Raw genomic sequence first — 23,423 nt, forward strand, 5'->3', positions numbered from 1 at the left:
TTTGAAAAGTGATTGTACAATATTGTCAGAAAGCGAATATGGATCTTCATACTTTTTCTTATATAACTGTACTGTCGACTATTTATATTGATGATATAAATACCTGTTTGTGATGCAACCCAATATTCATCGTTGGCGGTTTTAAGAATATCCATCACCGTAATATCTGTTTTATCGGCATTATGGGTGATCAGATTTTCATAATCAGCATTTTTTGTGTCAAGCAGTTTCAGTCCTTCATTAGATGTGCCAACCAGCAGTTTACCATCACCAGCGTCACATAAGGATTGAATCCATTTTGATACAATCGATTTTGATTTTGTAAATACGTTATAGGTTTTATCAAAACTCTTGCTTACTTTATTATATTTTGCTACAAGCCCCGTTGCTGTTGCGATCCATAAGCTATTGTCATTTTGTAAAATGAAAGAAGTGACCTCATTCGGAAAATTATATTGTGTTATCTTTTTGGTTAGTGTATTGTAGCTGTACAATACATACATGTTAATATAAAAAACATCATTTCCTAAAATCTTAACTGACTGGATAGCTCCATTTCCTGCGCCTTTTAGTTGGGTAAATTTCTCGGTAAGTTCATTGAAAATATATAATCCCTTTTCTGTTCCAACCCATATTTTTTTATCTGCTGCTTCGTCCAGCGATATGATGGCGTTACTTCCAATGGAATTGGAGTCGGTAGGATTGTTGCGAAATATTTTATAAGACAACCCATCAAACCTGTTTAACCCATCGCGTGTACCAAACCACATAAAACCCAGCTTGTCCTGCAATATGCATAACACTGCGTTGTTGGAAAGCCCGTCTTCTACCTGGTAATGCGTAAAATAATAAGACTGCCCGGAAACGTTGAATATGCAACAGAACAAGAGGATGATAAAAGTGAAAAACCTTTCTCTCATATGACGGTAAATGTTACAAACAAAATAAATTAATTAATTAAACATTCTCGTTTTAGTTTTTGCTTAAAAGCCAAAATGAGACGAATGAGGAGATTTATGAAACAAAAACGACCTTATTTTTCCCGGAAGTTCTTGAATATTGTAACTCAAATTAATAACGATTGTTTGAACAGCTAAATCGATTGCTATGATCAGAGTTGACAATTATTACCATCAGTTACCCGATGAGGAACTTTTTTACTTGTAAAAAAGGATGATTGCAAAGCATTCAACGAATTGTATGCGCGCTACCGTTTAGTGTTGAAAGAAATGGCGGAAAAGATGCTCGATTCGAAGCAAATAGCCGAAGATATTGTGCAGGAACTTTTCCTGAATCTATACAATCGGCGTTATCAAATAGATATCCAGGTTTCGCTGCGCAGCTATCTCAAAAAAGCGATTAAGTTCAGGATATTAAATGAATATCGGTCTTCTGGCGTAAGAAACACTTATCGCAGAGAAGTGAATGCACAATACACTTTAGCCAGTAGTGAAAACAATTGCTATGACTTTGAAATAAAAGATCTGAATTACAGCATTCAAACAACGATCGATGGATTACCTGATAAATGCAAAACAGCTTTTTTATTAAGCCGCACTGAAGACCTTTCTTACAAAGATATTTCCGGTTATATGGGTATATCGGTAAGTACTGTTGAGAAACATATTAGCAAGGCACTGAAAGTTTTAAAGAGTAATCTAATCATTTCAGATTTTTCAATTAATTAAACATGTTCATGCTACATAAGAAGGTTTTTATCGTTCTTTTCTTTTTGCCATTTTATCTACAACCTTAAATGGACAAAAGCAACTGGTAGATTATGTGAGCACTTTACAAGGCACTAATTCCAGCTGGGATCTTTCTTACGGGAACGTGTACCCAACAATTGCATTGCCATTTCCTGTTCATTCCTGGTCGCCTCAAACGGGTAAAAATGGTGACGGATGGAAATACACTTATAAAGCTACCACCATTCGTGGCTTTCAGCAGGTGCATCAATGTAGTCCATGGATGGGCGACTATGGCGTGTTTTCATTAATGCCGCTTACGGGCGAATTGAAGGTTAAAGAAGACGAAAGAGCATCTGCTTTTAAACATGAAAATGAGATAGCGAAACCTTCTTATTATAAAGTGCAATTTGATAATAATATAACAACCGAAATTGCACCGACCGAACGTGCTGCTAATATGCGCTTTTCTTTTCCTAACGATGACGCTTTTATAGTGTTTGATGGTTATACCAAATTTTGCGCTGTAACAATCATTCCGAAGGAAAGAAAGCTGATCGGTTACGTTACAAATGGAACTTTTATCCCCAAAGAATTTAAAAACCATTTTGTAATTCAGTTTGATCAACCATTCGAAGAGTACGGTACCTGGCGCGCTGCAGGAGATACTATATCAGCTAAGAGCTTATCAGAAGAGGGTGAAAAATGCGGTGCTTTTCTGCGTTTTAAAAAGGGCGTAAAGTTAAATGCTAAGATTGCATCGTCCTACATTAGCCTGGAGCAGGCCGAGTTAAACCTTAAACTTGAATTGGGTAAACATAAAAAATTTGAGGATACGCACAATGCAGCTAATAAAACATGGAACGAATTGCTTGGCCGTGTAAAGGTTGAAGGCGGAACTGAAGATGATAAAGCAACATTCTATTCCTGTTTATTTCGGGCTAATTTATTCAGCCATAAATTTTATGATCTGAAAGAAGACGGCAGCCCGCATTATTTTAGTCCATATGATGCGAAGATTCATGATGGTTACATGTATACGGATAATGGTTTTTGGGATACATTTCGTGCGCAGTTTCCGCTTAGTAATATTCTGCATCCTACCATGCAGGGCCGTTATATGCAATCGCTGCTTGATGCGCAGGAGCAGTTTGGTTTCTTTCCTACCTGGTCAAATCCTGGTATGTCTGGAGTAATGATTGGCAACCATGCTATTTCATTGCTCACCGATGCCTGGATGAAAGGTATCAGAAACTTCGATCCCGAAAAAGTGCTGAAAGCTTATTTGCATGAAGCTACTAACAAAGGTCCATGGGGTGGATCTAATGGAAGAGAAGGCCATGAGTATTGGTTTAGCCTGGGCTATATTCCGTACAAAGAAGTTTCGGAGAGTGGCGCTAAATCACTGGAATATGCCTACGATGATTGGTGTGCCTATCAATTAGCGAAAGCTACAGGGAACAAATTTTACCAGAATATTTTTGAGCGGCAGATGTACAATTACAAACATGTATTTGATACAACTGTTGGTTTTGTAAGAGGACGTGATAAACACGGGAATTGGGTGCCGAAAGATTTTGATCCTGTTGAGTGGGGTGATCCTTTTACCGAAGGAAATCCTTGGCAATGGAGCTGGTCTGTATTTCATGATATAAATGGGCTTATTAAACTGATGGGCGGTAAGGATAGGTTTAATGCAAAGCTGGATAGTTTATTTACTGCGCCAAACACCGTGAAATACGGCTCTTACAAACAAGAGATCCACGAAATGAAAGAAATGATATTACAGGGTTTAGGTCAGTATGCACATGGTAATGAACCGGTGCAGCACGCAGCCTATCTTTATAACTATTCAGGTCAGCCATGGAAAGCTCAGAAACAGTTGCGCGAGATAATGAAAAAGATATACAATGCAACACCCAACGGCTTTCCCGGAGATGAGGATCAGGGAGAAACATCTTCATGGTATGTATTAAGTGCATTAGGATTGTACGCTGTTTGTCCGGGAACAGATCAATATGTTATTGGAAGCCCAATGTTCGATAAAATAACCATTACCATGGAAAACGGAAAAAGATTTGTAATAAAAGCGAAGGACAACAACGAAAAAAATGTTTATATAAAATCGGCAAAGCTCAATAATAAAGACCACCAAAAGAATTGGATCACTTATCAGGATATTATTAATGGCGGTGTTTTAGATCTTGAAATGAGCAGCGAACCCAATAAGCAGAGAGGCACAGGCAAAGATGCTATTCCGTTTTCAGTATCGTTAGAAAATTAAATGTTTTAGAAGTAGTAAAGTTATTCTTAAAGAAGAAGCGACACTTTATCGCTGTTATGCTGAGAAGTAAGACAAGTAGCAATCGTCATTTTGAGTTAGGATTTGCGCTGCAAAATCAACAAGGCGATAACATATAGTATAGCACTCTTATATTTTGAAGGAGACCTCTCCTTACAGTCGAGGTGACGCGATACCGAACATACATGTATCCGTCATTTCGTAGCGAAGCGGAGAAATCTCCTAAAGCACAGCGAGAGGTCTCCTCGTCCAACCTGTCATCCGGGGCGGGCTTAGTTGACATGACGGCGCTTAATTTTTTGATTTATAATCCCAAAGCCCCAAGGCACGCATTCTCAAGGTTCGAAATTGTATTTTTTTCCTTCAGTCAATCCTTTAAAGTTATCTGTTCTGAAAGGTGCTACAGGCAGATTATTTTCATTATACAAATTAATAGGTCCTGGATGTCCGCTCCATAAGTACCTTACAGCAATTGGAGCATTCACCTGGTCGCTATGAACAACTACTGAGTTAGCATCTTTTAGGTAGGCTTTTGCCCAATGAAAAGTACTGTCTTTCCCGGCTATTGCGAACCCTTGTAGATTGTCATATTTCCCGTTGCTAACTATGTTGTTATCAAAACTTATAATAATACTGTCTCCAACCACTTGCATACTTTTATAACAAGGACTTGTTTTTATAGAATCGATATGATAAGTCATACTTAATGCAGTCATGGCTAGCCGGTTGCCTACCGCTAACTTGTTGAGTGGATGTAAATTGTCAGCATCACCAATATCAATCGTTACAGCCATTCCTGTGTTAGGTAGTTTTAGTGCCGCTGACTGTGCTCCACGTAATTCGGCCCATTCGCTGTTTTCAGGAAGTTTTGGTTGTTTACCCAGATTGGGTAATTGCACAATGAGAAAAGGCAAATCGCCTTGTTTAAATTGGGTGCGCCAATCTTTGATCATACTTGGAAGTAGTTGTTTATATTCTGCTGCCCGTCCTGTGTTGGCTTCACCCTGATACCAAATAAAGCCTTTAATGCTTAGCTGCGTTAGCGGCGCTATGTTGGCATTGTATAAAATAGACGGAGTGCCAAATATGTAAATATTAGGCACTAATGGCCTTTTGAATTTTGACGGATCGATCTGTACTCCTTTTTTATATTTCCATTCACCTGCAAAAAAAGGGCTCCAGAACATATTGTACATACCTCCTTTACCGCCGGCGTCGAAAACCCGTACCACAACTACATTGCTTTTAGGTTTAAGTACGCTGTCTGGAATTTGATAAGTGTACATGTTCATATTTCCATATCCTTCACCAACCTTTACGCCATTTACCCAGCAAATATTATAATCATCTACTTGCCCAAGACTAATAGTAGTACGCCCTACCATATCTTTTGGAAATGAATCGTACTTCTTGTAAAACCAAACTGATCCGTCATAATCCTTTAACTCATTATCTTCCCAATGAGAGGGCTGATTCATAGCACGCCAATCACTAACATCCGTTTCGGGCTTATACCATTGTTCCTTTAAACCAGGATCGTCTTTCAGGTAATAATTTTTGTTCCAATCTTCTTTGATTTTTTCAAAAGCATCATTCATTTGCTTTATGTTTTTGCCAGGCTTAATGTAAGTATCATAATAACTGCTGAATTGAGGAAACTCTTTTATCGAACTATTGCTCATCCATTCTTCAATGGACGTCGCGCCAAGGTTATCACTGATCAGGCCAACCGGAACATTCAAATTTTGTTGCAGATAGCTGCCAAAGAAAAACCCTACAGCGCTAAAACCATTGACATTTTTTACTGTAGCTGTTTTCCAGCCACCTCCTTTTAGATCTTCTTGAGGAGTTAAATCGGTGCTTATATCAACACTGAACAACCGTATATTTTGATTATTAAATGTTGCCGTGTCGGGTTTTGGCGAAGATTCTTTAACGGAAAACTGCATATTACTTTGTCCCCCGCAAATCCAAATATCCCCAAATAATACATTGTTTAGTTTGATTGTATTCTTGCCTTGTATAATTATTTGATGAGGTCCGCCAGCCGGCTGAGGTGGTAAAGTGATTTTCCATTTTCCATTTTTCGCAATAGTTTTATATATCGCATTATTAAAATGTATTGCGATGCCTTCGCCATTGGTGGCGCTACCCCAAATATTGCAAGGCTTGTCACGCTGCAATATCATGTCATTTTGAAATAATACGGGCAGCTTAATATTGGCTTTAGTGATAAGACAAGATAGTAGAAAGGCTGTAACAATCGTATGTTTCAATTTCATCAAGAGCGCTTTTGAATAGAATAATCTTTCGATAGTTCGATTATGATTATTATAAAGTACATCTATATGATCTTTACCTCTACTTCACTTTTATTTTAATAGCTTTATAATTTTGAATGGCGGTAATATATAAGTGGCGTGTCATCTATATTGATGGGCTTTTTAGGAACCATTCTCTTTAAGTGTTTTGCCTAAATACACACAAGCTTCTATTTTTAGTATCATGAAAAGAAAAATTCTTTTAATATTCCTTTCTGCCATCAATCTTCAGGCAATAGCTCAATTGAAAATGCCTGCTATGTTTAACGACAGTATGGTACTGCAGCAAAATGCCAATGCGCCGGTATGGGGATGGGCAGCACCCGGACAAAAGGTAGAAGTAAGTGGAAGCTGGTCGGAAAAAAAGTATCGACTGTTAGTGATAAAACCGGTAAGTGGATGATTAAGCTTCCGACTCCTAAAGCTGGAGGGCCTTATAATATTGATATTAGAGCAAATGAAACGAAAAGAATAAACGGTGTTTTGATAGGTGAAGTTTGGATATGTTCAGGACAATCAAATATGGAAATGCCTGTGGAAGGATGGGCAAATGATCCTATTAAAAATTCATCTGATGAGATTGCAAACGCTAATTATCCATCTATCCGGTTGTTCACTGTTCAGAAAGATGTAGCCTTTAATCCCCGTGAAGACGTGAATGGTTCCTGGTCTGTTTGTGCGCCTGCATCAGTACGTTCATTCAGCGCCACAGCCTATTTCTTTGCAAAGGAATTGTATGAACGCTTAAAAGTTCCCATTGGACTGATACATACAAGCTGGGGAGGTACCATTGCTGAAGCATGGACAAGTGAAGCAGCGTTAAGAACGATGGGTGATTTTGATAATGAATTGAATACGATTGATTCAGTCGGCAAAAATATTAAAGCAATAATGCTAAAGGATAGCATTAGTAATCTAAGCTGGCAAAAAGCACTGTCCCAAGTGCATAATCAAAAAGTAAGCTCTTTAGATAATGACGGGTGGAAGGTGATGCAACTGCCAACTGTTTGGGAAGATGCAGGCTATCCAGACCTTGACGCGATTGTCTGGTTTAAACGTACCGTGCAAATTCCTGAAAGCTGGGCAGGCAAAGATTTAAAAATTGATCTGGGGCCAATAGACGACAGGGATATCACCTATTTTAACAGTGAATTTTTAGATAGTACAATGGGCGGCTTTTCCTGGGCTGCCGAACGTCATTATACTATTCCGGGCAAGTTGGTGAAGGCCGGAGCAAATACAATATCTGTTTGTGTAATTGACGATTGTGGAAACGGCGGATTGTATGGGATGAAGGAAAAGATGAAAATATATCCGGCTACTGAAAATGCTTCAACAGGAATAGGATTGGATGGAGAGTGGCAGTATAAAATAGTTGCAGCTAAGCCTAAGCAGGTACTTAATACCTGGCCTAATCAACCTTCTGTATTGTATAATGGTATGATATCGCCTTTAATTCCATTTTCGATAAGAGGCGCCATTTGGTATCAGGGCGAATCAAATGTTGGAAGAGCTAAACAGTACACTAAGTTGTTTCCCTTAATGATCAGGGATTGGCGCAAGCGATGGAACGTGGGCGCATTTCCTTTTACTTTGTTCAGATTGCACCGTTTACTTACATGGGCGATCATACTCAGGCCGCTGCTTTGCGCGACGCTCAACGCCGCACCTTGACATTGTCTCCCAACACGGGGATGGCAGTTACTTTAGACATCGGAAACCTTAAGAATATTCATCCAGCGAATAAGCAGGATGTAGGAAAACGCCTTGCTCTTTGGGCATTGAATAAAACCTACAACCATAAAGATGTTGTGTATTCGGGCCCTTTATATAAAGCAGTTGATAAAAATGAAAATAAGATGATCGTTTCTTTTACCAATACCGATGGTGGCCTAAGTGCATACGATGAAACATTAAAAGGATTTGAATTAAAAGGTGCAGATGGTTTGTGGAAGCCTGCTACAGCAACTATTGATGGAGATAAAGTTATTGTTGTTACTGATGATGTTCAAAAACCCGTAGCGGTAAGGTATGCTTTTTATGATTCGTCTGTAGGTTCATTATTTAATGGCCGCGGATTACCGGCTTCTTCTTTTACATCTGAAGATTTAAATTGATTGTTTTTGCAAAAGAGCAAATTTGAATAAGCCCAGGATAACATTATATGGTTCTCATTTACCCTTAACTCAACACCAATTAAAGAATCAAAAATAATTCTGAATGAAATTTTTAAACTATTTGTGGCTTTCTTTTCTATCCTGTTTTTGCTTTTCTGCGATGGCGCAAAATGCTCCGCGTTTTACCAATGGAGACCGTGTTGTTTTTGTAGGAAATAGCATTACACACGGTGGACGGTATCATCAGTATATCTGGCTTTATTATATGACACGGTTTCCCGAAATGCGCATCACCATTATGAATGCAGGTATAGGAGGTGAAGTGGCAGAGCAAATGTTTAAGCGATTAGAGACAGACGTGTATGCAAAAAAACCATCCGTTATTGCGTTAACTTTTGGCATGAATGATACCGGATACTTTGAATTTCTGCAGGCTAACAGTTCTGAAAAATCAAAAGAAAAACTTGACAGGTCATATAAAGCTTATTTGCGCATTGATTCTTCTTTTAAAAAGCATACCGGAAGTAAGAAAATTATTATTGCCGGTTCACCCTATGACGAAACAAGCAAATTTGGTAAAGACAATTTTTTCCCCGGAAAGAGTAAAGCATTGCTTGAAACAGCCAACTTCCAGGAAGCGGTTGCCAAAAAGAGCGGTTGGAGTTTTGTAGATTTTAATCGCCCTATGACAGCGATCAATCTGCGTGAACAAGCAAAGGATTCCACTTATACTATAATAGGCAATGACCGGATACATCCCGGTGTTGACGGGCATCTGGTAATGGCATATTTATTTTTGAAAGCTCAGGGGTTGAAAAATAAAAAGGTTGCAGAGATGACTATCAACGCAACAACTTCCAAAGTGGAAAGAACGGACAATTGTATAATTACCGATGTAAAAGCCGGGCAGGACGAACTTCGATTTGATTACCTGGCCAAAGCGTTGCCTTACCCGGTGGATACAATGCCTACCGGAGAGTGGAATGCCATGCAACGTCGTGAAACCGATGCGTTGGAATTAGTTCCATTTAATCAGGAACTAAATCAGGAAATGTTATTTGTAAAAGGATTAAAGAATAATAATTATGCTGTTGAAATTGATGGCCGGAAGATAGGAGAGTGGAGCGCTGAACAATTGGGAGCAGGGATCAATCTTGCAGAGCAGCGTAGAACTCCGCAGTATGAGCAGGCGATGGCCATAAAAAAACTGAATGAAGAAAGATGGCAGATAGAACGTAGATTGAGAGATTATGCCTGGATGGAGTATGATTTTTTAATGGACAAGGGTTTGCTATTTAAAGATGATCTTGCTACATTAGATACTATTTACACACATATAAACGAAGGCTTTGTAAGAGGCAATTTAGATAATTACTTAAAAGCCCGTTATCCGGAAGTGAGGCAAGGTTGGCAAAGGCAGATGGATGTTCTTGTAGAAGAGATATATCGTATCAACAAACCCCAAAAACATTCTTTTTACATACACGCATTATAGCGTAAACTTTAGTGGATCCATCATTCAGCGTATTATATATGATATCAAAGTCAAGGTTTTTTTTCTCTTCACTCTATTTGTGATCACACTTATGTGCATAGCCAGGTTGTATCACCGGCAAAATATGTGAATCCATTTATTGGAGCCAGTACCAGTGCGGGCAAAGCTGGTATCTATCATGGTTTAGGAAAGACTTTTCCAGGAGCAACTACACCGTTTGGAATGGTGCAGGTAAGCCCGAATACAATTACCGGAGGCGATAACGGCTCGGGCTACAGTTACGAGCATTCAAGTATTGAAGGTTTTGCATTTACACAAATGAGCGGGATCGGATGGTTTGGTGACCTGGGCAATTTTTTGGTTATGCCAACTACTGGAAAGCTAAAGACCTTCGCAGGAAAACCAGATGGTGCGAATGGAGATGGATACAGATCAAGATATAAAAAGGAAAGTGAAAAAGCATCTGCAGGATACTATAGTGTTAAATTATCTGATTATAATATTGGTGTAGAAGCAACAGCAGCAGCACATAGCGGTATGTTGCGATTTACTTTTCCTGCTAATAAAGAATCACGTATACAGATCGACTTAGCAAGACGAGTTGGCGGTACATCCACAAAGCAATATGTAAAAATAGTGGACAGCCAAACAATACAAGGTTGGATGCAGTGTACGCCAAATGGTGGAGGTTGGGGCAACGGAGATGGCAAGGCTAATTACACTGTATATTTTTATGCCAGGTTCAGCAAGCCATTTAAGAACACCGGTGTTTGGAGTGCATCCATTCCAGATACAGCAAGCCGTAAGCGAGAAGCGATCGAAAGTGATTATTATCAACAATGGATTGCTGATGCAGTGGTAACAAAGGGCACAAAGGAAAAAGAAGGAAAACATCTTGGCTTTTATACAGAGTTTGAAACAAAGACTGATGAAGTGGTTCTAATGAAGGCCGGGATTTCTTTTGTAAGTATGAATGGCGCTAAGGAAAATCTTGAAACCGAAATCGGATCATGGGATTTTGATGCAACACACAGCAAGGCGGTTTCGCTTTGGAACAAAGCATTAAATGTGATTGACATTGATGGCGCTACTTCCGATCAGAAAAGTATTTTTTATACGGCATTGTATCATACAATGATCGATCCGCGTATTGTAACAGATGTTGATGGAAATTATATGGGTGGTGATCATAAAATACATCACTCAACATCATTTAAGAAGCGAACTATTTTCAGTGGGTGGGATGTTTTTCGCAGTCAATTTCCGTTGCAGACAATTATCAATCCTGCTTTGGTGAATGATATGATCAATTCGCTGGTAACACTTGCAGATGAAACGGACAGTAGTTATTTAGAAAGATGGGAATTACTTAATGCTTACAGTGGCTGCATGCTGGGCAACCCTGCTGTTGTAGTATTGGCAGATGCTTATGCAAAAGGTATTCGAAATTATGACGTTGAAAAAGCCTATCGATATGCTGTCAATACCAATGAAAGATTTGGCAATGGAAGATTAGGTTATGATCCTGGAAGTATCGCAAAAACATTGGAGTACGCATTTGCGGACTGGTGTCTTTCTCAATTAGCAAAAGAATTACATAAAGAGACAGACAGTGAAAAATTTTATCAGCGTTCAAAAAGCTATAAAAATATCTGGGATACAACACATCAATGGTTTCGGCCTCGCAAAGAAGATGGCAGTTGGGAGCCGTGGCCAGACGAAGGCCGTATGACCGATTGGTACGGCACTTTTGAAACCAATCCATATCAGCAGGGTTGGTTCATTCCTCATGATATTCCCGGAATGGTGGCGCTTATGGGTGGCAAAGAAAAAGTTATAGCAGACCTGGAAAACTTTTTTAATAAAACACCTCAAAATTTTATGTGGAACAGTTATTACAATCATGCTAATGAGCCGGTACATCATGTTCCTTTTTTGTTTAACAAATTGGGTGTTCCCTGGCTTACGCAAAAATGGACACGTATTATTTGCGACAGCGCTTATCATAATTCTGTAGAAGGATTGGTGGGCAATGAAGACGTTGGCCAGATGAGCGCCTGGTATGTATTAGCCTCTATTGGAATTCATCCGGTTTGTCCGGGAAGCACGAGTTTTGAAATAACCAGCCCGTTATTTAAAAGAGCTTCTATCCGGCTTCCTAATGGAAAAAAGTTTTCTGTCATTGCAAAAAATAATAGTTCTTCAAACATATATATTGAAAGTGCGTTGCTTAATGGAAAGCCCTATGATAATTCTTATATAGATTATTTTGATATTATGAAAGGAGGGTCGCTTGAATTAAAAATGAGCGATAAGCCTAATAAATCCCGAAAGTTAAATGATGAATAAAAATATTGGGTTAGGTATAGATGTGGGAGGTTCTCATATCACTGCTGCGCTAGTAGATCTTGATCAATACTATATTTTAAAAGACTCGCGCTTTCGGGGAGCTGTTAATTCAAAAGGTTCTGTAAACGAAATTAGCGAGGCTTGGTTAGACGTGATCAACAGGTCGCTGAATTGTTGTACTGATGCCGTTACAAGAATAGGAATAGCTATGCCTGGGCCATTTGATTATGAGAACGGCATCAGTTTGATAAAAGATAACAATAAATACGAAGCATTATACGGCATCAATATAAAAACATTATTGTCAGAGGCATTGTCAATTGCGCCTGAACAAATCACTTTTTCAAATGATGCCGCATGTTTTTTAAAAGGCGAAATAGTTTCTGATGATACTTGTAAGTACGAACGTGTTGTAGGCCTGACCTTAGGTACAGGACTTGGTTCGGCGCGTTTTAAAGATAATCTGGCTGAAGATGCGAATCGTTGGTGTATGCCTTTTTTGGAAGGTATTGCTGAAGATTATATATCGACACGCTGGTTTCTACAACGTTATTTTGAGCGTTGCGGTGAAATGGTGAAAGATGTAAAAGCCCTTGTTGAGCAATACACTTCAAATAAATTGATTGCAGAGATCTTTGATGAATTTGCTAAAAACCTGGCTCTTTTCGTTCAAACCTGTGTAAAAGAAGATGGAGCTGAAACAGTTATAATTGGCGGCAACATTGCCAATGCAAATAAACTTTTTTACCATTAATGTCGCAGCGCTTGCGCGATGAAGGTATTTCTATTCCTGTAAGAATTGCCAGCTTAGGTGAAGATGCAATGATTGTTGGTGCCGTTTCCTGATGACTTTAGTTTGTCAATGTAATTTCAAGTGTAGCAATGCCATGCTTTGGTAATGCTGTCATTACTGCTTTGCCATTTACCTTAGCTTTTGTGTTTGGCGTGCCATCCAGATTTATCCATGTTGCTTTTTCAAAAGGTTTGAAAATTTTAATATTTACAGGAGTGGTTTTTCCTTCCGCATTATAGAATCTTGCAATCAACTTATTATTTTTTAAGTTAAAAGAGGTTAGTTCGTAGCCGGTTTCTGAAAGATCGATTATGCTTTTTAAATCTCTTTTTATATTACCGGGGATGACAATTAATGGTTCTGCAATATTACTGGCGGCTGTATTAAGTTTTGCATCGTCCCATTTACCGGAATGCGGTATGACAGCGTAATTGATTTCTGTTGAATCCTGAAGCTGATAATTACCATTCCACAAACCCATGCCACTGTATGCGATCGTTAGCGCTAAAGGAAAATTTTTGCCCTGTGAATAGCTGGTTGTATGGTCTGAAAACAACGCTAACCCTTTATTCTGTTTCCTGTCTGCAATATCCACCCAACGATAGATGATATTATTTTTAATACTGTCCCAGGTACTGAAAAATGTATTATCAAGACGGCTTTCGGTTACATCAAAAGGCGCATCTTTATAAACCTTCATATCGTGCAAGCTTGTCGGAAAGTATATACAAAGTTTTGAAGTATCTACATAAAACGCTTTCTTAACATCTTTACTATCATAACCACCTCTCTGCGCATGGCCATCACCAACGCCCTCACTGTTTTTCCAGCGAATGGTTGTTTCAAAATCGATGGCTGGCTGGCCAGTTTTAAGGCTGATCTTTTGCACAAAGCTATGGTCTCCGATTTTTCCTGTTATTTCTGCAGTTTTTTCGAGCGGCCCATTTTCCAAAATACGAATTTCATTCTTCTGATCAATTGATGATAGAAAACGCTGTTGATTATAAAAGTATCCGCCAATTTCATTAAACCGTTTACTTGTGGTTTTATCGATCCATTCTTTATCATCCTTTTTTGTGATCAGGCTTTTTACAGCTCCGGTTGCAGGATCTAAGCCAAGCCGGTAAAGATCTGTTTCTAATAAATAATTATTTTCCTTGTGTTGATTGTTTTGTTTTACTGCGGTGTTGTTCTTCTTCTCCACAATCTTATATATTGAAGCGGCTGTTGCAGGCACTTCGGCTTGAAAGATTACTTCTATCGAATCGATAGACGAAGATTTGTTTATTTGTGATAGAACCTTTGTGCCATCTGCTTTTTCAATTGCAATACTTTTATTTGCTGCTATTAATGGAAGCTTTACTCTTACTATTTCCTTTCGTTGAACGCCAGACGTATTGATTATCGTTATTGCTTTATTATTAGTAGTTGTTAATTGCTTTTTGCAGTCTGCTATAATATCTTCAGCGAGCTGGTCGCTTTTATCGAGCCATTGCATTGCTTTTTTAAACCAATGGATTGGTACAATCCAGCAATCATGATGTTGCGCCAACAATAAATTTCGCCAGGCTTCATCAATCAGATCGTCTGGTCTGTTGTAAACGCCATGCAGTTGTGCAATGGCGCTGAGTTTTTCAACTTGTATTAATTTATTTTCAGTTGATCGAACTCTTTGCGCTATCTGCTGTAGTTTTTGAGAACCCCACACCAGGCTAACCTGTATATCTTCCTGCGTTACATTCCAGTCTGTTGTTGGCTTAGCCGCCACATTCTTGAAATAGTCATACCAGGTAATGTATCGGGTATTGCTTTGCTTGGCATTAAGCCAGGGACCAGTTTTCCAGCCCGCATCCTGAAGGCACATACCGATTGGATTTTTGATACCTTGCTTCATAGCATCTGAAAAAAATCGTCAGAGTTGGTCCAGGCTTGCGTTTGCCAGGTTGAGAAATTCACTAATTTTTCTGAGCCATACCTGGGAACCGTTGGGATTTTAGTTCCTTCAGGCCCAACCCAGTTTAAGATCTCCCCACCAAAAGCCCTTGTGTAACCTCCCCAACATGTATTTGGGTTTTTTAGCGAAGCATATTTGAAACCGAAGGATTTTAGAATGAAAGGTAAAGCGCTTGTAAAACAGGGCTCTTCCGAAGAATAAGTATCAAACGTGGCATTTGGAAAATGTTCCTTCATTTTTTTAATGCCATATTCAAAATGACGGATAATGCTCTCACCTGAAACATTAAAAAAGTAACTCTGTCCATAAGCAGGATTTACAAATTCTATTCGGCTGTTTTTGGGATATTGCTTTTCATAATAACTTTTAAACCTTGTATATGCTTCAGGATACCTGGCTTTAACGCTATCCCATGTTTCAGGTTCAATTTCCAAGTTAATATTCCAGTCGGGTTTTTTGTCAAGATTTTTAAGAATAAAATCTGTGAAATTTTTGGGATAATGGCCATATATGCCGCCATGATAACCATCAATAAAATAGGTGTTTTGGGCTGAAGTAATATTGCTGATAACGACAAAACATATAACGAGGGTAAGGACGGATGTACACAATTTCATTTTATAATAGATATAGCTCCTTAGTATTGTCACCTTAGTATTTTTTTTCCGCTATGTCTGTGCGTTAATAATCTTTAAAAGCTGAAATATATTGGTTTTTGCAATTCAATATAAAATAAAAGTTAGATGAAGATAGCAGTAAACTAATTGCAGTTGACTTAGTTTATTCTATATTGAAATCGAATGTTGATTATTTGTAAGCATGCAAATTAATTGGCTAATATAAATAAGTTGATCAGGACAAAGGTTCTTTACTCCGAGTGACCATAAGGATTATTCCCGCCAAAATCATCATAATACTTACCAGTTGAGCCTGAGTTATATTGAGTGCATCAATAACTGGGTTTACGCGTATCATTTCTACTAGGAAGCGCTCAATACCGCTGAGGATTAAATAGAAGCTTAACAAGAGGCCTGGTACGATTATTTTTTTCGCCAACTCCAAAGAAGTAAGAATAATAAAAAACAAATGATGGCTTCCCATAAAGATGTAGGAAAGACAGCTTGATCAAGTTGATAACAATAATTACCCCAGTCACATCGGAGCATGATGCTGCCTTCTCTTATAAGATTATGCGGGTATTGGTATGCCCAAAATCCGTCAGGTATCCAGGCAAATGGCTTTTCCACATTATTGATGCGTCCCCAATCGCCATCGCCCGAAACATGACAACCCAGCCTCCCAATGCAATAAGCAATCATAAATCCCGGCGCAGTTGCATCCAATAAATAAAGAGGTTTGATATTGTTTACATAGAAAAAACGCAGGTAACTAATAAAGCTGAAATTAACGAGCCATAAAAATTGATACCGGCAAAAGAAAATACTTCCGATGTGGATTGCGAGCGGCTATAATTTTCCAGTATATAAAAAACTTTGCCGCCAATAATTCCGGCAATTGTTGCTAACAACGACCAGGAGGCAACACTTTTACTGGGTAATACTTTTGCCGGTTTAGTTGGATCAACCAGGCAAGCTTTTTTGTGATAAAGTATCCTGCTGCTTCTTTTTCTAAAAGATATTTCTTTAAAAAATAAAGTCCAACTATAAAAGAAAGCGCTATTGAAAAGCCAAATGTGGTAATATGATGAAGAAAAGGCCACTCTAAGCCCAATACTTCTCTGAATAAATAATATAGATCAGGATACACTTTTAGCTACCGTTTTACCAGGTGAATATACTTCTATTTATACTATGGCCTCAGTCACTTTCAACTTTGCAATATTGGACACATTTGAAATGGAATACCACTAACTAAAAGATGTTAAGAATAAAAAAATGAGGATGGAGGTATTGTTATGGTAAGGTTACTTAATATATAGGAACGATAAACGATTCTTTAATATGAAGATATTTAACCATGCAAAGCTGTTAGGCAAACTGACTGTATTGGTTGTTGCCGTGTTGTTACTGGTAACAAGCTGTTCAAAAAGTAAATTTTTGGAAGAAACAACCACTACTAATCTTAACGAGCAAACGGTTTTTAGCGACAGTGCTTACGTTATGAGCTTTTTGAGTAATATTTATTCAAAGGTCGGGTTTAGTTTTAATCCGGTTAGATTCAATGATAACGGTGGGCTCGATGCTGCTTCTTCTGAAGCTGACGTGCCCAGGGTTGGGGTAGCTGCTACTTCAACAGGTTTTGCGGATGGTTCCATTACACCAGCCACAGTAATGGATGATGCCTGGAAAACATGCTATTCGCAAATCAGGGCAGTCAACCTTTATCTTAAACATAGTACAACACTTCCCTTTGCAGAGTTTCTAAGGAAGCGAACTGCTGCTGAAGCACGCTTTTTAAGGGCTTGGTATTACTTTACCCTTTTAAAACATTATGGTGGCGTTCCGTTAGTGGGCGACAGTATATTTTCAGATAATCAGCAGATCACAGCCAGCCGAAACAGTTTTGAAGAATGTGTCAATTACATTGTTGCTGAATGTAACGCTGCCGCTACTGATTTGCCTGTAAGGCAGCAAGGGCTTGAATATGGCCGCGCTGGTGCAGGTGCCTGCCTCGCCTTAAAAGCGCGCGTGTTGCTATATGCAGCCAGTCCATTATTTAATGGAAATAATGCCTTTAATACGGGTGTTAGTGAACCATTGAGGTCGATAGTTGGCTATAATGCAGCAAGCAATGAAAGATGGAAACTGGCTGCTGATGCGGCAAGAATGGTAATTTCTTTAGGAACATTTACATTATATAATACTTCCAATCAGGTTTCTGGCGTTACAATTCCGCCATTCAGGGATATGTTCTATCGCCGCGTAAATAGTGAATACATTTTTGCAAGGATGCAAAATGGTACACGAGATTTTGAAAGTGTATGGATGCCTCCCAGCAGGGGCGGTGATGGCCACGGCGCTTACCCTTATCAGGAGTTGGTAGATGCTTTTCCTATGATAGATGGAAAGCTGATAACAGATGCTAATTCGGGCTACAATGCAAGTAGGCCTTATGATAATCGTGACCCACGGTTGGAGCATACCATTATGCACGATTCGTCGCTGATCGTTTTATACACAGATTTTATTCAACCCATTATGGGGCAGCCATTAAAGTTATATGTAGACGCCGGTGCAGATGCAGTTTTTAAAAGAACCACAACGGGATATTACGTAAACAAAATGTTGAAGCCGGATCTTGCGGGAAATAGTATACACGGGGCAGAACGGTGCTGGCCTTTGTTAAGACTCGGGGAAATGTATTTAGATTTTGCTGAAGCAGAAAACGAGTACCTGGGCCCGACGCAGGAAGTGTATGATGCAATAATCGCTCTAAGAAAACGTGCTGGTATTTTGCCAGGATCTGATAATCTGTATGGTTTAACTGTGGGCTTGTCCAAAGATGAGATGAGGGAAATCATAAGGAATGAAAGAAGAGTTGAACTGGCTTTTGAAGAGCATTGGTTTTGGGATGTGCGTAGATGGATGATTGCAGCCAATACGGAAAATACCACAATGCATGGTATGAAGGTTACCAGAAATTCTGGTTCAGCTCCGTTATTCGAAGTATTTAATGTGCGTAAAAGGAATTTTAGAAACGCTATGTATTTATTTCCTGTTCCTCAAAGCGAAGTAGCTAAATCAGAATTTTTATTACAGAATCCTTACTGGAGCACTACCAGTAATTAATGTAACGCGGCCAAGAAATTGTCAACTGCCAAACTGAAAAATGATGAAACCTGTTCAATCTTATATTTTAACGCTCTGTATTTTACTGGCGCTGTTTTGTGCCAGTTCCTGCACAAAAGAATCTACTAAGTCTGTTTCCGAGTCGAACAAAAATGTCATAGGCACATGGAAAATTTCCGGCGTTACGAGAAACGGTGTAGATATAACCAGCTTTTTCGACTTCACGCCATTTAGTATAGAATTTAAAGACAATGGCACTTATGTCATCAATAATCAGGTTCCATTTGTGGTATCTAAAAATGGCTCCTGGTCATTAGATGATCCAACGCATCCGTTGCGTATTTCATTCAGTCAGGCCGGGTCGGCAGAAACTTTTACAAATGAATTTAACTATCCTGTTGTTGGCGAAAGCCGTCGAATTATTTTAACAGGATCGCCCGGATGCAGTTTGAATACGTACCAATATTCGCTAGTAGAAGTAAAATAAACCGATCACTTTTCAACCTGATATATGAGAGTCAAATTTTTCAAGAGAAGGAATTTTTGGAAGTTTTTTAGCGTAGTGGTTCTGCTTGCGCTTATTGTTGCCTGTAGTACAGATATTGTTAGCATCGATCAACCTGCTTCTATTAATGCAAATGAAACACTTACCAGTATTATGAATTGCAAAATTGACGTGGGCGGAACTAATCCCAATAAAACGCTGGTTATAGGTTTTTTGGTTCCCAAATCCTGGCAGGCTTCTAAAAATACATCGGTTTTTTATACCTGTACTGCTCTAAGCGCCAATAACGAAAAGATGAGCCTGATGCCTGCTTCAGAAAGGGAAACTACTTCACAGCTACCCTGGGCTGATGCTCTGATGCAGGACAAACGTTATGCTTTGATGGGAAACCTGATCAATGATCTGGAATGGGTGGTTTTTCGTTCTACAAAAACTTATGATGTAAATCAAAGCATCACATTTGAAGTAAAAGTAGTCACTAAAGTTGGTGAACAAAACATGTTGGTGAACCTGGCCTATTTTGTAGGTAATACTTCCAACGGCTTAGAAGCACCGGGAAATGATAAATATCATGACGGTAAATATGCAAGATTGACCGTTGAAAACGGAACAGGCGACCTGATCGATTTTGTGAATCCACAGATCGCAATGATGGAACTTGCCAAGTCCACAGATAATGATATTCAAACCATATTTTATGATGGAGATCTTTTGCCCACACCACTAAGCGATGAAAGCGGATCTTTCTATGTGCGAAGGGATACACAAGTGATGGCCAAACAATTGAGTTGTGTACGCCAAATGAGAAGAGCGAGTTTAAACCTGCACCCGGCATTAAAAAGTATCGATTTGATTTTTGGCCACGGTCTTTTTCGGTTTAACCGAAAATCAGACACTTACCAGAATGGAATATTTCTTAACGAATGCGACAGGCACGATAAAGGTTGGATACGGCGGAAGCTCGTCTCCTTCAGATCCGTTTAAATACACATTTAATTGTCAGTAGGTCATTCGATCGTTGATACCATTTCAATATATAAACTGAAATACATTTATGCTGCGGTTTAATTCTAATTACAGGCGGGTGGTTGTTTTCTTCATAAGCCTCTTGCTTTACAATATAAGTGCTGCTCAAAACAATCAGCTTCTTAAGGGCAAGGTAGTTGACGAATTTGGGCACGGGCTCCAGGGTGTTGAAGTTCGGGAAGAGGCGACAGGGCAAAACGTTTTAAGTAATGAGAACGGTGCTTTTGAAATTCAGGCTGCAACCAATGCAACGCTTATTTTTTCGGGGAAAGGTTTCGATGTGGCTTACTACCACGCTAAAATAGGCGATAAAAATATCTCCATTCAGCTTAGGAAAAAGTTTTTGGTGCAAACAGATAGCGTTGATTTATTATACGATCAAAAAAAGCTTGATCTTTCTGTAGGTGCCATTTCCACAGTTTATACATCTCAATTAGCAACAACTCCAGCCACACTTTATGCATATGCATTACCTGGACGGTTACCAGGCCTTTACACGCAACAAACCCAGGGATTCAGGTCGTTTTCAGCTACCAATGAGGCTAATTCGGTAAGCGATCTGGCTGGAACACTTGCCAGAACTGGGCTGAATGCCTTTAGCGATAATAACGAAATTGGATTAAGGTTACGGGGGCAGGCTCCGGTAATTGTAGTTGATGGAATTCAAAGGAATATTTTTTCACTTGATCCAGAGAGTATCGAAAGCATATCTGTGTTAAAAGATGGGATGTCATCGATTGCATTAGGTCAGCGAAGTTCAAGAGGTGTAATGTTAGTTACTACTAAAAAGCCGCAGCTTGGTCCGCCGCAATTATCCTTTTCAGCGCAGGTGGGCATACAGGAACCTATGAAGTTACCTAAGCCGGTAAGTGCTTTCGATTACGCATACCTGGTAAATGAAGCATTGCAAAATGAAGGTAGAAAGACAGTGTATAACGTTTCTGATCTGGAAGCTTTTAAAAGGGGAGATAATCCATACAGGTATCCGGATGTAAATTGGTATGATAAGGTAATGAAAGAACGAAGAGCGCCGCTTTACAGGTATAACCTTAATCTTGGCGGCGGCGGGAACGTTGCCCGGTATATGGTATCGTTAAATTATATGAACCAGGAGGGTTTACTGAATACATCCAATCCTGATGCAACGTTACAGCTTCAACGTTATCTTATCAACTCCAAAGTAGAGATTGATGTTACCAAATATTTCCAGGTTGGTGTTCAATTATTTGGCCGTATACAAGATGGTAACCAGCCCGGTGCAACCGTAAGTAGCATACTTGAAAACCTGTTGCGTACGCCAAATAATGGGTATCCGATCTACAATCCCGATGGTTCTTTTGGAGGAAATAATTCCTTTCAGACAAACCTGAAGGCATCACTTGATAATTCAGGATACATGATGAATAATGATCGGGATATTATGGCAAACCTTGATCTTAAATATAATTTTGATGCATGGCTAAAGGGTTTATGGGCGAAGTTTAATGGTAATTTGTCTGTTCAATCTGCCACCTTAACTGATAGAAGCTTAAGAGTTCCTGTATTTCAAATGCAGGTAGGTGCTGACGAATCTGATATTACATATGCCCGCTATGGTAACGCTAACGCGCAGGCAAATAACTTCTATGCTATATCAAATGCAAGGTACTGGTATGCGCAGGGGCAGGTCGGTTATTCAAAATCATTACCAACGGGCCATTCATTCACTGGCTATTTGATGGCTGACATGCGGAGGTCAACGCTGAACTTTGATTTGCCAGGTACAGCAACCAATTACATGCTTAAGGGTGAGTATAATTATCTTGAAAAATATATACTAGAAGCCGCAGCAAATTATAGCGGCTACGACAGGTATCCACCGGGCAAACAATATGGAATGTTTTATTCCGCTGGCGCGGGATGGAACATCGCAAAGGAAAATTTTATAAAGGATAATGTAAGTTGGCTTAATCAACTTAAACTAAGAGCAACCTATGCTCACACAGGTAATGGAGTTGATAATTCCGGTTATTTTATCTGGCGTCAATCATATTCTCAGAACAATGATCAGACGGGTATATCAGGTATTGATCACATCAGGGCACAAATAGCAATGGTAGAGAATGGATTGGCTAACTCAACTATTAGCTGGGAAGAAGGAAACAAGTTTAATGTGGGCCTGGACATCGGATTATTTAAAAACCATTTAGTGATCAATGCAGATTTCTATAGAGATATGTATTTCAATTTGCTGCAGGTAAGAGGAGGAAATATTGAGTTGTTGGGAACCGCCTACCCGGCAGAAAACATTGGTAAAAATCTTTACACAGGTTCTGAACTTTTAGTGACCTATCAGAACAACATACGTTCTTTTAACTACTACGTTACTGCCAATGCTTCTTTGGAACAAAGCAAAGCTTTGTTTATGGATGAACAAATGCGCGAATATTCCTGGAATGAAAGGACCGGCGTTCCGGTAGGGCAAAGGTTTGGATATATAGCTGACGGATTTTTTCAAACAGAAGAGGAAGTTGCCAACAGTGCTATTATAGCAGGCTACGAGGTGGCCCCGGGCGATATAAAATATCGGGATCTTAATAATGACGGCGTCATAGATCAGTTTGATTTGACTGCTATTGGTAGTACTAAGCCATTATTATATTATGGATTAACAACTGGCTTTAATTACAAAGGTGTTGGCTTTAGTATCCTTTTTCAAGGAGTTAAAAATAGAAACCTTTATATAGACAGTTGGGATACAGAGATTTTACGCGCCAACGGCCAGGTATATGGGCAAATGTATGAGCAGCTTTTGAACAGATGGACACCTGAAACCGCTGCTACTGCTACTTATCCGAGGTTAAAGGCAAACGGAGGTTTCGGCGATGCGTACACTTTAAGCAGTAGTACATTCTGGATGCATTCGGGTGATTACTGGCGCATTAAAAACATCAATCTTCAATATACATTTCCGTACAAGTGGACTTCAAGATTTAAAGTAGCAGGATTAACTGCTTTTGCCAATGCGCAAAACCTGTTTACATGGTCGGCTTATGACCGTGTCGATCCTGAAGTGGGGTATGGTGCTTACCCTATACAAAGAGTATATAATATAGGCATCAACGTAAAATTTTAGATCAGCTCA

At 39.2% G+C, this 23,423-nt stretch carries 15 protein-coding genes and 4 pseudogenes; 13 read left to right on the top strand and 6 right to left on the bottom strand.

Annotated elements, in window-relative coordinates:
• Positions 1-758 precede the first annotated feature (758 nt).
• Positions 759-920: pseudogene (locus MKP09_RS27720) on the bottom strand (two-component regulator propeller domain-containing protein); the annotation flags it as partial.
• 273 nt (positions 921-1,193) lie between these two features.
• Here MKP09_RS27720 and MKP09_RS00240 point away from each other — a divergent pair.
• Both MKP09_RS00240 and MKP09_RS00245 read left to right on the top strand, forming a co-directional pair.
• Positions 1,194-1,688: pseudogene (locus MKP09_RS00240) on the top strand (RNA polymerase sigma-70 factor); the annotation flags it as partial.
• Between the two features lie 49 nt (positions 1,689-1,737).
• Complete coding sequence (locus tag MKP09_RS00245) at positions 1,738-3,972, top strand: GH92 family glycosyl hydrolase (RefSeq protein ID WP_317235217.1); 2,235 nt, start codon at positions 1,738-1,740, stop codon at positions 3,970-3,972.
• A 353-nt stretch (positions 3,973-4,325) separates the two neighbouring features.
• On the opposite strand, the gene MKP09_RS00250 is transcribed toward MKP09_RS00245, so the two are convergent.
• Positions 4,326-6,272 (bottom strand): sialate O-acetylesterase, encoded by a 1,947-nt coding sequence (locus MKP09_RS00250; RefSeq protein ID WP_240825300.1) that lies wholly within the window; start codon positions 6,270-6,272, stop codon positions 4,326-4,328.
• A gap of 223 nt (positions 6,273-6,495) precedes the next feature.
• Here MKP09_RS00250 and MKP09_RS00255 point away from each other — a divergent pair, with 223 nt between their 5' ends.
• From MKP09_RS00255 to MKP09_RS00280, 6 genes are all read left to right on the top strand, one after another.
• Complete coding sequence (locus tag MKP09_RS00255; RefSeq protein WP_240825302.1) at positions 6,496-6,714, top strand: hypothetical protein; 219 nt, start codon at positions 6,496-6,498, stop codon at positions 6,712-6,714.
• Positions 6,711-7,985 (top strand): sialate O-acetylesterase, encoded by a 1,275-nt coding sequence (locus MKP09_RS00260; RefSeq protein WP_240825304.1) that lies wholly within the window; start codon positions 6,711-6,713, stop codon positions 7,983-7,985. Before MKP09_RS00255 ends, MKP09_RS00260 begins: the two co-directional genes overlap by 4 nt.
• Complete coding sequence (locus MKP09_RS00265; protein WP_240825306.1) at positions 7,931-8,428, top strand: hypothetical protein; 498 nt, start codon at positions 7,931-7,933, stop codon at positions 8,426-8,428. Before MKP09_RS00260 ends, MKP09_RS00265 begins: the two co-directional genes overlap by 55 nt.
• A 103-nt stretch (positions 8,429-8,531) precedes the next feature.
• Positions 8,532-9,923 carry an SGNH/GDSL hydrolase family protein gene (locus MKP09_RS00270; protein ID WP_240825308.1) on the top strand — a complete coding sequence of 464 codons (1,392 nt, stop codon included), beginning with the start codon at positions 8,532-8,534 and terminating at the stop codon, positions 9,921-9,923.
• Positions 9,924-9,998: 75 nt separating this feature from the next.
• Positions 9,999-12,272, top strand: coding sequence for a GH92 family glycosyl hydrolase (locus tag MKP09_RS00275; protein WP_317235218.1), 2,274 nt, complete (start codon positions 9,999-10,001; stop codon positions 12,270-12,272).
• On the top strand, positions 12,262-13,026 hold the full coding sequence (locus MKP09_RS00280; protein WP_240825319.1) for an ROK family protein: 765 nt from the start codon (positions 12,262-12,264) through the stop codon (positions 13,024-13,026). Before MKP09_RS00275 ends, MKP09_RS00280 begins: the two co-directional genes overlap by 11 nt.
• A gap of 97 nt (positions 13,027-13,123) precedes the next feature.
• On the opposite strand, the gene MKP09_RS00285 is transcribed toward MKP09_RS00280, so the two are convergent.
• The 4 genes and pseudogenes from MKP09_RS00285 to MKP09_RS00300 form a co-directional block, all read right to left on the bottom strand.
• Positions 13,124-14,959 carry a glycoside hydrolase family 38 C-terminal domain-containing protein gene (locus MKP09_RS00285; RefSeq protein ID WP_240825321.1) on the bottom strand — a complete coding sequence of 612 codons (1,836 nt, stop codon included), beginning with the start codon at positions 14,957-14,959 and terminating at the stop codon, positions 13,124-13,126.
• The gene (locus MKP09_RS00290; RefSeq protein WP_240825323.1) at positions 14,956-15,669 is read right to left on the bottom strand and encodes a glycoside hydrolase family 38 N-terminal domain-containing protein; all 714 of its coding nucleotides are present in this window, start codon (positions 15,667-15,669) and stop codon (positions 14,956-14,958) included. The genes MKP09_RS00285 and MKP09_RS00290 overlap by 4 nt, the downstream gene beginning before the upstream one ends.
• Positions 15,670-15,871: 202 nt before the next feature.
• Positions 15,872-16,547, bottom strand: a pseudogene (locus tag MKP09_RS27725) (prolipoprotein diacylglyceryl transferase).
• Positions 16,541-16,786: a hypothetical protein gene (locus tag MKP09_RS00300; RefSeq protein WP_240825336.1), complete on the bottom strand. Its 246-nt coding sequence runs from the start codon at positions 16,784-16,786 to the stop codon at positions 16,541-16,543. The pseudogene MKP09_RS27725 and the gene MKP09_RS00300 overlap by 7 nt, the downstream one beginning before the upstream one ends.
• A gap of 194 nt (positions 16,787-16,980) precedes the next feature.
• On the opposite strand from MKP09_RS00300, the gene MKP09_RS00305 reads away from it, so the two are divergent.
• The 5 genes and pseudogenes from MKP09_RS00305 (at position 16,981) to MKP09_RS00320 (ending at position 23,414) form a co-directional block, all read left to right on the top strand.
• The gene (locus tag MKP09_RS00305) at positions 16,981-18,768 is read left to right on the top strand and encodes a RagB/SusD family nutrient uptake outer membrane protein (protein ID WP_240825338.1); all 1,788 of its coding nucleotides are present in this window, start codon (positions 16,981-16,983) and stop codon (positions 18,766-18,768) included.
• Positions 18,769-18,808: 40 nt separating this feature from the next.
• Positions 18,809-19,255, top strand: a complete 447-nt coding sequence (locus MKP09_RS00310) for a DUF5004 domain-containing protein (protein WP_240825340.1) — start codon at positions 18,809-18,811, stop codon at positions 19,253-19,255.
• Between the two features lie 24 nt (positions 19,256-19,279).
• Positions 19,280-19,903 (top strand): annotated as a pseudogene (locus tag MKP09_RS00315) (DUF4961 domain-containing protein); the annotation flags it as partial.
• 226 nt (positions 19,904-20,129) lie between these two features.
• Positions 20,130-20,279 carry a DUF8578 domain-containing protein gene (locus MKP09_RS28525; RefSeq protein ID WP_449586398.1) on the top strand — a complete coding sequence of 50 codons (150 nt, stop codon included), beginning with the start codon at positions 20,130-20,132 and terminating at the stop codon, positions 20,277-20,279.
• 48 nt (positions 20,280-20,327) lie between these two features.
• Positions 20,328-23,414 carry a SusC/RagA family TonB-linked outer membrane protein gene (locus MKP09_RS00320; RefSeq protein WP_240825359.1) on the top strand — a complete coding sequence of 1,029 codons (3,087 nt, stop codon included), beginning with the start codon at positions 20,328-20,330 and terminating at the stop codon, positions 23,412-23,414.
• The last annotated feature ends 9 nt before the right edge of the window (positions 23,415-23,423 follow it).

Origin of the sequence: Paraniabella ginsengisoli (assembly GCF_022513635.1) — a bacterium.
GTDB lineage: Bacteria > Bacteroidota > Bacteroidia > Chitinophagales > Chitinophagaceae > Niabella > Niabella ginsengisoli.

Excerpts from the sequence above, each read along its gene's own strand:
- MKP09_RS00305 (WP_240825338.1), top strand. The coding sequence starts at position 16,981 with ATGAAGATATTTAACCATGCAAAGCTGTTAGGCAAACTGACTGTATTG.
- MKP09_RS00255 (WP_240825302.1), top strand. The coding sequence starts at position 6,496 with ATGAAAAGAAAAATTCTTTTAATATTCCTTTCTGCCATCAATCTTCAG.
- MKP09_RS00285 (WP_240825321.1), bottom strand. The coding sequence starts at position 14,959 with ATGAAGCAAGGTATCAAAAATCCAATCGGTATGTGCCTTCAGGATGCG.
- MKP09_RS00280 (WP_240825319.1), top strand. The coding sequence starts at position 12,262 with ATGATGAATAAAAATATTGGGTTAGGTATAGATGTGGGAGGTTCTCAT.
- MKP09_RS00320 (WP_240825359.1), top strand. The coding sequence starts at position 20,328 with ATGCTGCGGTTTAATTCTAATTACAGGCGGGTGGTTGTTTTCTTCATA.
- MKP09_RS00260 (WP_240825304.1), top strand. The coding sequence starts at position 6,711 with ATGATTAAGCTTCCGACTCCTAAAGCTGGAGGGCCTTATAATATTGAT.
- MKP09_RS00265 (WP_240825306.1), top strand. The coding sequence starts at position 7,931 with ATGGGCGATCATACTCAGGCCGCTGCTTTGCGCGACGCTCAACGCCGC.
- MKP09_RS00310 (WP_240825340.1), top strand. The coding sequence starts at position 18,809 with ATGATGAAACCTGTTCAATCTTATATTTTAACGCTCTGTATTTTACTG.
- MKP09_RS00250 (WP_240825300.1), bottom strand. The coding sequence starts at position 6,272 with ATGAAATTGAAACATACGATTGTTACAGCCTTTCTACTATCTTGTCTT.
- MKP09_RS00270 (WP_240825308.1), top strand. The coding sequence starts at position 8,532 with ATGAAATTTTTAAACTATTTGTGGCTTTCTTTTCTATCCTGTTTTTGC.